The 13,168-nt window shown below is 67.5% G+C and carries 13 protein-coding genes and 1 other RNA gene; 5 read left to right on the forward strand and 9 right to left on the reverse strand.

From position 1 onward, the window contains the following. Positions 1 to 32: 32 nt before the first annotated feature. The 7 genes from ssrA to recQ form a co-directional block, all read right to left on the reverse strand. Positions 33 to 404, reverse strand: a transfer-messenger RNA (tmRNA) gene (gene ssrA / locus DMB37_RS12815). A 90-nt stretch (positions 405 to 494) separates the two neighbouring features. After that, positions 495 to 1,346 carry a DMT family transporter gene (locus DMB37_RS12820; RefSeq protein ID WP_135232890.1) on the reverse strand — a complete coding sequence of 284 codons (852 nt, stop codon included), beginning with the start codon at positions 1,344 to 1,346 and terminating at the stop codon, positions 495 to 497. Positions 1,347 to 1,354: 8 nt separating this feature from the next. Further along, positions 1,355 to 1,828 (reverse strand): SsrA-binding protein SmpB, encoded by a 474-nt coding sequence (smpB, locus tag DMB37_RS12825; RefSeq protein ID WP_107658851.1) that lies wholly within the window; start codon positions 1,826 to 1,828, stop codon positions 1,355 to 1,357. Between the two features lie 56 nt (positions 1,829 to 1,884). Further along, the gene (locus DMB37_RS12830) at positions 1,885 to 2,118 is read right to left on the reverse strand and encodes a hypothetical protein (protein ID WP_135232891.1); all 234 of its coding nucleotides are present in this window, start codon (positions 2,116 to 2,118) and stop codon (positions 1,885 to 1,887) included. Positions 2,119 to 2,185: 67 nt separating this feature from the next. Continuing rightward, positions 2,186 to 3,250, reverse strand: a complete 1,065-nt coding sequence (locus tag DMB37_RS12835; RefSeq protein ID WP_135232892.1) for a metallophosphoesterase — start codon at positions 3,248 to 3,250, stop codon at positions 2,186 to 2,188. A 76-nt stretch (positions 3,251 to 3,326) separates the two neighbouring features. Continuing rightward, positions 3,327 to 4,793, reverse strand: a complete 1,467-nt coding sequence (gene phoA, locus DMB37_RS12840; RefSeq protein WP_135232893.1) for an alkaline phosphatase — start codon at positions 4,791 to 4,793, stop codon at positions 3,327 to 3,329. 256 nt (positions 4,794 to 5,049) lie between these two features. Beyond that, positions 5,050 to 6,930, reverse strand: a complete 1,881-nt coding sequence (gene recQ / locus DMB37_RS12845) for a DNA helicase RecQ (RefSeq protein WP_135232894.1) — start codon at positions 6,928 to 6,930, stop codon at positions 5,050 to 5,052. A 195-nt stretch (positions 6,931 to 7,125) separates the two neighbouring features. Between recQ and DMB37_RS12850 the strand changes: the two genes are divergently transcribed. Genes DMB37_RS12850 through DMB37_RS12860 form a run of 3 tightly spaced genes read left to right on the forward strand, consistent with a single transcriptional unit; the run spans position 7,126 to position 9,266 of the window. After that, positions 7,126 to 8,094 (forward strand): SMP-30/gluconolactonase/LRE family protein, encoded by a 969-nt coding sequence (locus tag DMB37_RS12850; protein WP_135232895.1) that lies wholly within the window; start codon positions 7,126 to 7,128, stop codon positions 8,092 to 8,094. 36 nt (positions 8,095 to 8,130) lie between these two features. Beyond that, positions 8,131 to 8,643: a GNAT family N-acetyltransferase gene (locus DMB37_RS12855; RefSeq protein ID WP_240772375.1), complete on the forward strand. Its 513-nt coding sequence runs from the start codon at positions 8,131 to 8,133 to the stop codon at positions 8,641 to 8,643. Continuing rightward, entirely contained in the window at positions 8,643 to 9,266 is a 624-nt protein-coding gene (locus DMB37_RS12860) for a histidine phosphatase family protein (RefSeq protein WP_135232896.1), read from the forward strand. The genes DMB37_RS12855 and DMB37_RS12860 overlap by 1 nt, the downstream gene beginning before the upstream one ends. A gap of 169 nt (positions 9,267 to 9,435) precedes the next feature. Here the strand turns inward: DMB37_RS12860 and hisN are convergent, their stop codons facing one another. Next, positions 9,436 to 10,221, reverse strand: a complete 786-nt coding sequence (gene hisN, locus DMB37_RS12865) for a histidinol-phosphatase (protein ID WP_135232897.1) — start codon at positions 10,219 to 10,221, stop codon at positions 9,436 to 9,438. Positions 10,222 to 10,267: 46 nt separating this feature from the next. Next, complete coding sequence (locus DMB37_RS12870) at positions 10,268 to 10,858, reverse strand: NADPH-dependent FMN reductase (protein WP_135232898.1); 591 nt, start codon at positions 10,856 to 10,858, stop codon at positions 10,268 to 10,270. A 139-nt stretch (positions 10,859 to 10,997) separates the two neighbouring features. Here DMB37_RS12870 and DMB37_RS12875 point away from each other — a divergent pair, with 139 nt between their 5' ends. Together DMB37_RS12875 and prfB are read left to right on the forward strand one after the other, a co-directional pair. Then, entirely contained in the window at positions 10,998 to 11,846 is an 849-nt protein-coding gene (locus tag DMB37_RS12875; RefSeq protein WP_135232899.1) for a helix-turn-helix transcriptional regulator, read from the forward strand. Positions 11,847 to 12,045: 199 nt separating this feature from the next. After that, positions 12,046 to 13,161: a peptide chain release factor 2 gene (prfB, locus tag DMB37_RS12880; protein ID WP_135232900.1), complete on the forward strand. Its 1,116-nt coding sequence runs from the start codon at positions 12,046 to 12,048 to the stop codon at positions 13,159 to 13,161. Positions 13,162 to 13,168: the final 7 nt, after the last annotated feature.

Here is a 13,168-nt window from a genome sequence, read left to right on the forward strand (position 1 = left end):
TGCTCTCCATGAGCATGGGCCTCGCACGAGTGAAGTGGAGCTGCCGGGAATCGAACCCGGGTCCTCCGCCGCGTCTCCAGGGCTTCTCCGTGTGCAGTTCGCTGTGTCTCTACTTGGATCTCCGAGTCTCGCGAACAAGCTCAGATGACGATCCCAGTCGCTGTTTGATGTTCCAACCTGGTCCGCGACCGGCCAGGACGGTAAGTCCCTCTAGCTGATGCCAGGACCCGGGTCGAGGGACGAACCCGGGCTGACAGAGACGACCTGCTACTTAGGCAGCGAGGGCGTACTCGCGCTGATTGGAATCGGCGCTTAATTGGTTGCAATGACGCTTACGGTGGTCTCTTGCCTGCACCGACACGCTTCCCCTGAATCTACGTACAAAGTCGAAACCGTTCAGCCCCGTACGTCCCGACACCTTGCCGGGCTGTTCATATTAACACCGGCCAGGGACCGTTTCTTCCCATTATCGGGCCGGTGTCCGGCGACCCGGCTCACGCTGCGGCGATGAGTCCGACGGCGATGAGGGCGAGCACCATGCCTGCCTGCTGCTGCCTGCCGACGCGTTCGCCGAGCAGCACCATGGCGAGCAGCACGGTGGCCGCCGGGTAGAGCGAGCCGATCACGCTGACCAGAGCGAGCATCGAGCCGTGGAAGGCGTACAGCAGCGCCGCGTTGCCGATCACGTCCAGCACGCTGATGTAGAAGGCGAGTCGCAAGGGTTCGCCACGTAACCGCTTGAACTCGCCGCGCGTCAATGCGGTCACCCACACCACACCGGTCGCCGCGACCCGCTGCGCGAGCAGCGGCCAGAGCCCGGCGGACGCGGCGGTCTCGTGCATGAATACGAACATCAGGCCGAACGCCAAGCCGGATCCGACGGTCAGCAAGGCGACCATCTTGGTGAACCGCAGTTCGCGGCCGCCGGTGATCTCCTCTGTGACGGCGTCCGGCGACTCCCGGCTGACCAGCAACACCGCCACCAACGCGAAAACGATGCCGACGAAGGCGAGCGGCCCGGGTCGCTCCCCGGCGATCAGGCCGACGAGCACGGGTATGCCGGCCACCAGCACCGCGGTCAGCGGCGACACCACGGCCATCGGGCCGCTGGCGAGCGCGGCGTAGAACCACCAGACGGCGACGCCGCTGGCCACGCCTGCCGCCAGTCCCCAGCCCATCGACGCGGCGTCCGCTGTTCCGTCGACGAACGGCAGGAGCAGCAGCACCAGCACGATCGACATCGGGTAGGAGTAGATGACGACCCGCAGTGCGGTCACCTTGCGAGCCGCGACGCCGCCGAAGAAATCGCTGACGCCGTAGCCGAAGGCGGCTACCAGCGACAGCAGGATGGCGGTCAGCGCATGCCTTTGATACGCCGCCCTAGCTCGCGGGTGACCTCGCGCTCGGCGGTGCGCTTTGCCAGATCTTGCCGCTTGTCGTAGTCCTGCTTGCCCTTGGCCAGGGCCAGTTCGACCTTGACCTTGCCGTCGGAGAAGTACATGGACAGCGGGACCAGCGTCTGGTTGCCCTCGCGCGACTTACCGACGAGGCGGTCGATCTCCCGCTTGTGCAGCAGCAACTTGCGGGTCCGGCGCGGCGAATGATTGGTCCACGTGCCGTGGCTGAACTCCGGGATATGCAGGTTACGCAGCCACACCTCGCCGTTGTCGACCGTCGCGAACGCGTCGACCAGCGAGGCCTTGCCCTCACGCAGGCTCTTGACCTCGGTGCCGACCAGCGCGATCCCGGCCTCGTAGACGTCCAGGATCGTGTAGTTGTGCCGCGCCCGGCGGTTGGTCGCGATGACCTTGCGCCCCTGTTCCTTCATAACGATCAACCTTAAGTGACGCGGCAACCGGATTATTCCCAGGTCGCGGCGCGGCACTAACCGCCAGGGCGCAGGACGACCCACAACGCGAGCAACGAGATGAAGGCGACGACGAGCAAGACGGTGGAAACGCGAGGTCTGCCGGGCCGCGGCGGCAGGCGATGGCGCAGCCACACGCTCTCCACCGACGGGTCGGTCTCCCTGCGGACGTTCGGCGGTGCGTCCGGGGCCTCGGAACCAGGGGAACTGCCCGACGCTTCGGCATCGTCAGGGCCATCACCGGTAGCCATAGCCAGCACCGTAGCGGGGGCTGCCGCCGATTGCCGTAATTCCCGCGCGCCGCAACAGAGTTGGTACTCAGGCGAGACGCCGGGCGAAGGCCTCCGTGGGGGCCGCGTTGGCGACGTCGACGGTGAAGACGCGCAGGTCGACTGCGGTCGGGGTGAGATCGAGCACCATGAAGCCGAGCTGGTGATAGTTCTCGAACAGCGCGGGATTCCCGGCGCGGTGTCTGGCGTCTTCGGCGCCGACTACCTTAGCGGCGGCCCCGGACACGAGTTGCCTGGTGCCCTTGGAGGCGATGGTCGGCTCGAGCACCTGCAGCGCATGGTCGTGCCCGGACAGCAAGAACTGGCAGGTGCCGGCGACGTGGTCCTCGATGAAGCGCTTCACGTGGATGCCGTTGATCGGTTCGATGGGCAGGCCCTCGTAGTTTCCGGCGTCGCCGTGTGGGCCGTTGCTGAGGTACGGGTGGTGGGTGCAGGCGATCTTCCAGGTGGCGGTGGACGCGGCGACCGCCTGGTCGAACCACGCCCGCTGCTCGTTCATGAACTGTCCGTCGACCGCCCAGTAAGGCGAGAAGATCGGCGGGATGTAGGCGGCGAGCGGGTTGAGGTCGAGCACGAAGAACTCGACGACGGGGTTGTGCTCCGGCACCCGCACCGAGTAGTACCGGCTCGGCATCCACCAGCGCGGCGAGTTCGCGTGGTACTCGACCTCGTGGTTGCCGCGCAGCAGCCAGCCGCCGTCACCGGGCAGGACGGAGCTGGTGTCGTGGTTACCGAGCACCATCAACCACGGGAAATCCAGTCCGGCATTGGGGTTTTCGAACTTGTCGGCGAACTGGCGGTCGGTGCCGCTGCTCGGGCCCGCCTCGTAGATGTTGTCACCGAGGCCGAGCGCGAGGGAGACGGGTTCCCGGCGGTGAAACGCACGCATGGCGTCGGCGACCGCCCACTGGGTGCGCGTTCCGGTGCCGGCGTCACCGGTCACCAGCACCCGCAACCGATTTCCGGTCGGGAAGCCGAACTTGGTGACGCCGTCCGCCACCGGTACCGCCTGGGCGGGCGTCAAGCCGACCAGCGTCGCGATCCCCGCCGCACCGGCCATAAAGCCCCGGCGACCAAAACTGTTGTCATGCATGCGATGTCCTCGAGAGTCCGTAACCCACCCGGCTACCATCCTCGCCCAAGGCGCTGCCGGGTGGGCCGGGACTCGACTACTTTGCCGCGGCCAGCGCTTTCTTGCTCCGGTCCAGACCGAGCGCGTCCGACATGGTGAAGAACAGATCCGTCTGATCGGTGAGGCCGACCACGTTCGCGGCGTGCGGACCGTACGCGGCTACCCGCAGCTGGGTGCCGGTGTGCTCTTGCGAGCCGCCCGCGTCGGCGTTGCCGTACGAGACGCCCATCTCGGCACCGTCCTTGGTGACAACCTTGCTGGTCAGCGACGGAGACTTGGTGTCGAGCGGGACGATCTGGCTGCTGTGCGCGTGGTCGGCGGTGACGATCACCAGGGTATTGCCGTCCTGCTCGGCGAAGTCGAGCGCGGCCCGCACGGCCTCGTCGAGGTCGACGGTCTCACCGACCTGACCACACGGGTTGGCGTTGTGGTCCTGCTTGTCGATCGAGGCGCCCTCGACCTGGAGGAAGAAGCCGTCCTTGCGCGGCTTCAGCAGGTCGATCGCCTTGCGGGTCATCGTCGCCAGGTCGGGCTGGGTGGCGGCACGCTCGGGGTTGGGGCGGCAGGTCTGCGCGGGCAGGTTCAGGCCGTTCGGTACGGCGAGGTCGCCGGTCCAGCGCACCGGCATGTTGCCGGGGGTGAACAGACCGAGCACGGGGGCATCCTGGTCGGCCTTGGTGAGTCCGTCGAGGCCCGCCTTGTCGGCGACGATGTTGTATCCGCGGGCCTTGGCCTGGTCGCGCAGGGTCTGGCCCTGCCACTGGCCTGCGGCCGCCTTCTGGTCGAAGCTCTTCGCGCCGCCACCGAGGGTGACATCGGCGCGCGTGTTCAGCAGCTGCTCGCTGATGGAGCCGAGGCCGCCCTGCTCCAGCGCGTTGGTCGGGCACTTGAGCGCCGTCTCCTCCGGGCCGTAACACTTGCGGTCGGTGACGTGCGCGCCGAGCACGGCCGGGGTGGCGTCCTGGATCTCGGCGGTGGTGACGTTCCCGGTGGCTTTACCGTTGGCCTTGGCGATCTCCAGCAGGTTGGTCTGCGGGGCGCCCTTCAGGTCGACGCCGATGGCGCCGTTGTAGGTCTTGGTTCCGGTCGCCCATGCGCTGCCGCTGGCGGCGGAATCGGTGACGTAGTCCGGCTTTCCGGTTTTCTTGTCCAGGGAGTAGTGGGTGTAGGAACCGGTGAGCGGCAGGGCGTCGATGCCCTTGAAGGAGCCGCCCGCACCCTCGGCGACGTTGCGCGCCACGGTGATTTCGGAGTCGCCCATGCCGTCACCGATCAGCAGGATGACGTTTTTGGCCTGGTTACCGTTGAGCGAGGCGCGCAGGGCGTCGGTCCGGTCGCCGGTGGTCCGGCGGGCGCCGCCGTTCTCGCTCAGCGTGTCTTTGGCATCGGGGCTGAGCAGTTCGCCGTTGCCCTGCTTCGTTGAGTCGGACGAACCGCAGGCGGCCAGGGCTCCGAGGAGAACGGCGGCACCCAGCACGGCACCCGCACGGAACCGGCGGGGCATGGGACGCGACGAGACAGAGGGCATCGGCGAAAACTCCGTTGTTCGTAGATACATGGGATGTTCGGAGCTTTACGAGGCCGTCTGAACAAAAAGGGTGCATCGAGCAACCGTATGGTTACCGCACGATTACTCATTCACATGTTCGCATAAGTGAACACGTTGCAGGGTGGCCGAATATCACTGCTACGCAGTGATTTTCATGCCACCCGCCGGACGGGTCGAGCCGTCTGCCGGATCGAGTCGAAGGTGCAGAATGTCACTCTGCGCCCAATACCTCCAGCACTCCTTCGCCGTACTTGGCGAGCTTGTTCTCACCGACGCCGGTGACCGTGCCGAGCTCGGCCAGGCTCGTCGGCTTGCGGGCGGCGATCTCGCGCAGGGTCGCGTCGTGGAAGACGACGTAGGCGGGAACGCCCTGTTCCTTGGCGGTCGCGGCCCGCCATTCGCGCAGCTTCTCGAACACCGGAACATCCGCGGGTGCCATCTCGGCGGCGGCCGCGGCCTTGCCCGCCTTGGCGGCCCGCGCCGGTTTCATCGGCCGTTCGCGCTCGCGGCGCAACAGCACCTGGCGGCCCTCGAAGAGCACCTCGTTGCTCGCGTCGGTGAGCGTCAGCACGCCGTAGTCACCGTGCACGGCGAGCAACCCACCCGCCAGCAATTGCCGCACCACACCGCGCCATTCGATATCGCGCAGATCGGTGCCGATGCCGAAGACCTTCAGCTCATGGTGATCGTGCTGCAGCACCTTGGGATTCTTCTTGCCGAGCAGGATGTCGACGATGTGGCCGGCACCGAAGCTCTGGCCGCGTTCGCGTTTCAGCCGCAGCACCGTCGACAGCAGCTTCTGCGCGGGGACGGTGCCGTCCCAGGATTCGGCCGGGGTGAGGCAGGTATCGCAATTGCCGCACGGCTGCTGCTCGTGCTGACCGAAGTAGTTGAGCAACTGCACCCGGCGGCACGACACCGTCTCGCACAGCGCCAGCATGGCGTCCAGGTGCAGCTGCAACTGGCGGCGGTGGGCGGCGTCACCCTCCGAGGAGTCGATCATCTTCCGTTGCTGCACAACGTCGTTCAGGCCATACACCATCCACGCGGTGGAGGGCTGCCCGTCGCGGCCCGCCCGGCCGGTCTCCTGGTAGTAGCCCTCCACGGACTTCGGCAGATCGAGGTGTGCGACGAAACGCACGTCCGGCTTGTCGATGCCCATGCCGAAGGCGATGGTCGCCACGACAACCAGACCGTCCTCGCGGAGGAACCGCGTCTGGTTCTCCGCGCGGGTGCGGTTGTCCAAGCCCGCGTGATACGGCACCGCGCTGACACCGTTCTCGGTGAGGAACGCCGCGGTCTTCTCCACCGAATTGCGGGACAGGCAGTACACGATGCCCGCGTCGCCTGCGTGCTCGGTGCGGATGAAATCGAGCAGCTGCCGATCGGGCTTGTTCTTCGGCTCGATCCGGTACTGGATATTGGGTCGATCGAAGCTCGCGACGAAGCGGCGGGCGTTGCCGAGGTCGAGGCGTTGCACGATCTCGTCGCTGGTCTTCGCGGTGGCGGTCGCGGTCAACGCGATGCGCGGCACGTCGGGCCAGCGTTCGTGCAGCATCGACAGCGCCAGATAGTCGGGGCGGAAATCGTGGCCCCACTGCGAGACACAGTGCGCCTCGTCGATGGCGAACAGCCCCACCTTGCCGCGATCGAACAGCTGTGCCGTCGATTCCAGCCGCAGCCGCTCGGGCGCCAGGTACAGCAGGTCCAACTCCCCCGCCACGAACTGCGCCTCCACGGCCCGGCGCTCGTCCGGGAACTGGGTCGAATTCAAGAATCCGGCGCGCACACCGAGCGCGCTGAGCGCGTCCACCTGGTTCTGCATCAGCGCGATCAGCGGTGAGATCACCACGCCGACGCCGGGCCGGACCAGCGCGGGCACCTGATAGCAGAGCGACTTACCGCCGCCGGTCGGCATGAGCACCAGCGCATCACCGCCCGCGACCACGTGCTCCACGATGTCGCGCTGGTCGCCGCGGAAGCTGTCGTAGCCGAAGACTCGGCGTAGAACCTCTTGCGCCGCACCGGATCCGGCGTCCACACCGGGATCGGTGTCGGTCGCCGCGGCCGCGAATGCATCGGGGAGAGTCACCCGGCCCATCCTACGAGTGCGTGTCGAGGGCGCTACCGGTACGCCGTCAGAATCTCCAGCTCGGTTCTCGAGTGCTCCACATGTGGATAGATCGAAGGCCTATCCGCGTTGCCGACGCACTGACCTGGGTTTTCCGCACAACAGCCGAATTTTGCCGCGCTGCCGGAGCATTGCGGTTTTGTTAGGTTGACGCACATGGCAACAGGGCTGGGGAGTAATCGAATTCGCGCGGCGATGCTCGCGGTCGCGGTCGCCGCAGGGCTGGTCGCGACGGCACCGACCGCAGGCGCCGACCCCGTCCCGTCGATGTGCGCCGACGGCTGGGAAGCGACCACGCTGGTCGAGGGGGTCGGCAATCTGGAGAACCTCGACTCCGACGGCGAAGGCGGCTTCTACGTCACCGGCCTCCTCGACGGGTACTTCGCGCACGTCGACAGCGCGGGCCGGTTCGAGAAGCTCCTGACCGGGCTCGACCATCCGGCCGGGGTCCGGGTCGCCGGGCCCTACGTGTACTTCCTCACCGGCGACGGGCTCACGGAGAAGCCCGGCACTCTGCAGCGATACGAGATCGCCACCGGCGCGACGACGGTCCTGCTGACCGCGCTGAACGGCCCGAACGGACTACTACTGCTGCCGGACGGCGACCTCCTGTTCAGCACGATCGGCGTCAACGAGGCGCCCACCGGGATCGGACGCTACCGGCCGTCCACCGGCGCCTACACGAAAACCTGGTCCAGCCTGCCGCTGACGAACGGCCTCGCGCTCGCACCGGACGGCAAGTCCATCTACACCGACAACCTGACCATGCGGATCTTCCGTATCCCCCTCGATGCTCCCGAGAGCCCGGTGGTCATCTCCGCGGTGCCGAATCTCGTTTCCATGCCCGACGACATGGAGGCCACCCGCACCGACACCCTGTACGTCGCCGACCACGCCTTCGGCTCCATCAACCAGGTGAACACCGCGACGGGTGCCGCCTGCGCGATCATCACCGGCTTGATAAAGCCCGGCCCGATGCGCAATCCACCCGACGGCACCACCTCGGTACGCATCGCCCGTGACGGCGACAGCTGGGCGCTGTACATCACCGGCATGGACGGAACGCTGCGCCGACTACGACCACCGGCGGGCATCGACCTCACCCCGGCCACGCCGAGCCGGTAGAACAAAAGGGTTGGACCCGCGCGGAAAGGAACCAGCATGCCGGAACCGGCTCCCATGATCGTCGCCACCCCGGACGATGCCGAGGACATCGCTCACCTGCGTAATCGGCTCGCCCAGTGGATGGTCGACAACGGCATCGGCCAGTGGGTGCCGGGCGAGTATCCGAGCACGCTCGTCGCCGCGGAAGCCGAACGCGGCGAATGGTTCGTCTGGCGCGAGGCCGGCGCGCTGGTCGCCGCGGTCCGGGTGGTCTGGCGGGATCCGGACTTCTGGGGCGCCGACGACGACACCGAGGCAGGCTATATCCACGGGCTGATGGTCGCGCCGGAACAGCGCGGACGCGACCTCGGTACCCGAATCATCCAGTTCTGCGCCGACTACACCCTCGCCAACGGCGTCACCCTGCAACGCCTGGACACCGCCGCCGATAACGCGGTGCTCCGGAAGTACTACACCGCACAGGGTTTCACCGAGCTCAGGGAGACGCGGTTGCCGCCCCAGTTCCACGGCACGACGCACGTCGTCCTGATGGAGAAGATGCTGGCCTGATGACCGGAACGGCCCCCAGGTATCTCTATCTCGCCCGGCACGGCGAGGCGACACCGGACGAGAGTGCACTGAGCGAACGCGGTCGCAGCCAGGCCTGGCTGCTCGGTGAGCGGTTGCGCGGGAGTTCGCTCGCCCAGGTCCACCACGGCCCGCTGCCCCAGGTGACGCAGACGGCGCAGCTGATCGGCGAGCGCCTGGAAGGCGTCCCGCTACAGGCCACCGAGTCCGCCGGTGACTACCTGCCCTACCTGCCACGCAAGGACGAACTTCCCGCAGCGTCCGCAGACGCCATCCTCGGCTTCCTCGCTCAGTTCCCCGCCGAGCAGCGGGCCCGCGGACCACAGCTGGCGCAGGCAGCCGTCGAGCAGTTCACCGGACCGGTCGCGGGCGACACTCCCCGGCACGAACTGCTGGTGACGCACGCGTTCCTCATCGGATGGCTGGTGCGGGCCGCGTTGGACGCACCGAGATGGCGGTGGATAGGCATCAGCCCAGCCAATGCGGCGCTCACGGTGATCCGTTACGCCCCGGGCAGACCCGATTCGGTGCTGTTCTTCAACGACACCGGTCACCTACCACCGGACCTGCGCTGGACCGGCTACCCACCGGAGCTACACCTCTGAGAAACGCAGGTGCGGAGCGGTCAGGTGCAGCTCGACCTGGCCCGCCACTGGGCGGCCGGCCACCCGACGGTGCCGACGAGCTGCGCGAAATCGCCCGCCGCGTGCACCGGCACGCGGCCATCGTCGTGGCACGGTACGCGAGCTACATCGGCCAGCCACGGCGGACGACTCAGGCCCGCAACCGACGCAACGTCTCGTCGTGCAGCAACCCGTTCGTCGCGACTGCGTCACCACCATGCGGACCGGGCTCCCCCGCCAGCGAGGTGAACCGCCCACCCGCCTCACGGACGAGAATGTCGAGCGCAGCCAGATCCCACAGCGACACCTCGGGCTCGGTCGCGATATCGAGCGCCCCTTCCGCCAGCAGGCAGTAGGTGAAGAAGTCGCCGTAACCCCGCACTCGCCACACATCGTCGGTGAGCACCAGGAAGTTCTCCCGCAACCCACGCTCCCGCCAACCGGACAGGCTGGAGAAGCCCAGGCTGGCCGACCCGAGTTCGCCGACGGCGGACACCGAAATCGGTTTCGGCGCTTCGGCATCGAAGCTCGCCCAAGCACCCGCCCCGGCCGCCGCCCACCAGCGCCGCGACAGCGCGGGCGCACTCACCACCCCGGCCATCGGCACGCCGTCGTCCAGCAGCGCGATGAGCGTGGCCCAAATCGGTACCCCACGAACGAAGTTCTTGGTGCCGTCGATCGGATCGATCACCCATTGCCGTCCGCTGAACTCGGCGTCCCCGCCGAACTCCTCCCCCAGCACCGAATCGTCCGGCCGCTGCTCGGCGAGCACCTGCCGGATCGCCTGCTCCACCGCAAGATCGGCATCCGAGACCGGCGTCAGGTCCGGCTTCGAATCCACCTTCAGGTCCAGCGCCCCGAACCGGGCCCGGGTAATGCCGTCGGCCGCATCGGCCAACCGCAGCGCAAGTTCCAGGTCAGAAGAGTCCACAGCCACGCCCGCACCTTAATGGATGCCGCGGTACGGAGTCCGTGGTGCTGGCTCACGCCACCGCGGCAACCGCGCGAGCGGTGACCAACGCATCGGCCCACCACTGCAACTGATCGAGCATCGCCAGCGCCGCCGCGGCAGGCTCCTCCGGCTCGCGCAACCGGCCGTCCTCGTCGAAGAGCAGGTAGTAGCGCGGGAACGAGACGTAGTTGCGCACGGTATGCGCATTGAGCTCGCCGAAGATCTGCCGCAGATGCTCAATCGCGAGCAGCCCGCCGCTCCCGCCGCTGTAACCGACGAAGCCGATTGCCTTGGCGTCCCACTGGGTGAAATGCCAGTCGATGACGGCCTTCAGCACGGCCGGGATGCTGCGGTTGTAGTCGGGCGTGACGATCACGAACGCATCGGCCGCGGCGAGCCGCTCGGTGAGATCGAGCATGCCGGCGGGCCGCTCGGGGTTCGGCTCCAGCAACGGTGGGACGGCGGGCAACGCCAGCGGCAGGTCAGCTTGGGCCAGATCGATGACGTCCACCTCGAACGCACCGTGGCTCCTGGCATGCTCGGTGAACCATTCGGCCACCACAGGTCCGAAGCGGCCTTCCCGGACGCTGCCGATGATCACCGCGAGTTTCAATGCCGACATCGATTTCCTCCTAACAGATGGGCGACCGGTTTCGGCCGCATCTCCAATCTGCTGGCCGCCGCGCCGACCAGGAAGGCCGCCGTAAGGGTGGTAGTGGCAGGGACACCCTCCGGCCGCCGCCGCTTGTTAGGTTCGAGAGGTGAGTGACAACGAGCTGGGCCTGTTCCTGCGCACCCGGCGCGAGGCCGTGTCCCCGGCCCAGGTCGGCCTGCCGACCGGCGCACGCCGCCGCACGCCGGGCCTGCGCCGCGCGGAGCTGGCCACGTTGGCAGGCGTCAGCGTCGAATACATCACTCGGCTGGAACAGGGCCGCGACCGCCGCCCCTCACCGCAGGTGCTTTCCGCGCTCGCCGACGCCCTGCGCCTCGCCCCGAGCGAGCGAGTGCACCTGCACCGCCTCACAAAATCCGCCGACCTCGGCTTCAGCTGCATGGGCGGTGCTCAACCGCTGCGCGAGGTACGCCCCGCCGTCCGCGCCATTCTCGACCGCCTCGAACCCGCGCCCGCAGTGGTTGTGAACCGACTCACCGAGGTGCTCGCCTATACGGCCGGCTACCACCGTGTGATGGCCCCGATCGGCCTGTTCGAGAGCGGTCCCGCGAACCTGGCCCGCTTCGCGTTCACCGATCCCCGCGCCCGCACGGCCTACCCGGACTGGAGTCACGTCGCCGACCAAGAGGTCGCCACTCTCAAACATGGTCCGTTCCGCAAGGATCCGCACATCGCGGCGCTCGCCGACGAACTCACCGTCACCGTCGGCCCGGAGTTCACCGATCGGGTCGAGACCGTGCCCAGCCTGCCCGCCGCCACCGGCATCACCCGGCTCGTCCACCCCGAGGCAGGCCCACTGCGCTTGGCCTTCGAGACCCTCGACCTCTCCGCGGACGACGATCAACGCCTGATCGTTCATCTGCCCGCCGACGAAGCCACCGCCACCGCCCTCGACAAGCTCACGGGTATCCGCCCCGGCGCCCTGCGCGCGGTCTAGCCGGTAAGTCCGGCCGAGCACGCCGCGCGGGCTGGCGGATGGAGCCACGCACCCCGCCGCAGCAGCACCCAAGCGACGCATCGAGCCTGGGCACCGTCCGCACGTTCGGGTGCTCGCCAAATCATCGATCCACGAACGCAACCCATTCGAGCCGCACCACTGCTATAGCGGCTACGCCGAACCAGTAGGCTTGACCACCGTGCATCCTGACGTTTCCGCTGATCTCGCCGAACTCGACGCCACCCTCAAGACGGTCGAATCGGTCCTCGACATCGAGGAGCTGCGCCGACGTATCGACGAGCTCGAGCACCAAGCCGCAGATCCCGATTTGTGGAACGACCAGGATCACGCGCAGCAGGTGACGAGCGAGCTCTCGCATGCCCAGGGTGAGCTGCGCCGCGTGGAGGAACTGCGGCAGCGCCTCGACGACCTACCGGTGCTGTACGAACTGGCCGAGGGCGAAGAGGGCGAGTCGCGCGAGACCGCGCTCGCCGACGCCGACGCCGAACGCGCCGCACTGCACGGTGACGTGGAGGCGATGGAGGTCCGCACCCTGCTCTCGGGCGAATACGACAAGCGTGACGCGCTGGTCAACATTCGCTCCGGCGCCGGTGGCGTGGACGCCGCCGACTGGGCCGAGATGCTGATGCGCATGTACATCCGCTGGGCCGACCGGCACAAGTACTCCGTCGAGGTCTACGACACCTCCTACGCCGAAGAAGCGGGCATCAAGAGCGCCACCTTCGCGGTGAAGACGCCCTACGCCTACGGCACCCTCTCGGTCGAGATGGGCACGCACCGCCTGGTGCGGATCAGCCCGTTCGACAACCAGGGCCGCCGCCAGACCTCCTTCGCCGAGGTCGAGGTGCTGCCGGTGGTGGAGACCACCGACCACATCGAGATCCCCGAGGGCGAGATCCGGGTCGACGTGTACCGGTCCTCGGGCCCCGGCGGTCAGAGCGTCAACACCACCGACTCGGCGGTGCGCCTGACGCACATTCCGACCGGCATCGTCGTCACCTGCCAGAACGAGAAGTCGCAGCTACAGAACAAGATCTCCGCCATGCGCGTGCTGCAGGCCAAGCTGCTGGAGCGCAAGCGCCAGGAGGAGCGCGCCGAGATGGACGCGCTGAAGACCAACGAGGGTGCGTCCTGGGGCAACCAGATGCGCTCCTACGTGCTGCACCCGTACCAGATGGTCAAGGATCTGCGGACAAACTATGAGGTCAACAACCCGTCGGCGGTGCTCGACGGCGATATCGACGGCTTCATCGAGTCGGGCATCCGCTGGCGCATGCGTGAGCAGCCGAGTTAATCATTGC

It is taken from the genome of Nocardia sp. CS682 (assembly GCF_004634405.1).
Classification (GTDB): domain Bacteria; phylum Actinomycetota; class Actinomycetes; order Mycobacteriales; family Mycobacteriaceae; genus Nocardia; species Nocardia ninae.

Excerpts from the sequence above, each read along its gene's own strand:
- smpB (WP_107658851.1), bottom strand. The coding sequence starts at position 1,828 with ATGAAGGAACAGGGGCGCAAGGTCATCGCGACCAACCGCCGGGCGCGG.
- DMB37_RS12830 (WP_135232891.1), bottom strand. The coding sequence starts at position 2,118 with ATGGCTACCGGTGATGGCCCTGACGATGCCGAAGCGTCGGGCAGTTCC.
- DMB37_RS12835 (WP_135232892.1), bottom strand. The coding sequence starts at position 3,250 with ATGCATGACAACAGTTTTGGTCGCCGGGGCTTTATGGCCGGTGCGGCG.
- phoA (WP_135232893.1), bottom strand. The coding sequence starts at position 4,793 with ATGCCCCGCCGGTTCCGTGCGGGTGCCGTGCTGGGTGCCGCCGTTCTC.
- DMB37_RS12850 (WP_135232895.1), top strand. The coding sequence starts at position 7,126 with ATGGCAACAGGGCTGGGGAGTAATCGAATTCGCGCGGCGATGCTCGCG.
- DMB37_RS12855 (WP_240772375.1), top strand. The coding sequence starts at position 8,131 with ATGCCGGAACCGGCTCCCATGATCGTCGCCACCCCGGACGATGCCGAG.
- DMB37_RS12860 (WP_135232896.1), top strand. The coding sequence starts at position 8,643 with ATGACCGGAACGGCCCCCAGGTATCTCTATCTCGCCCGGCACGGCGAG.
- DMB37_RS12870 (WP_135232898.1), bottom strand. The coding sequence starts at position 10,858 with ATGTCGGCATTGAAACTCGCGGTGATCATCGGCAGCGTCCGGGAAGGC.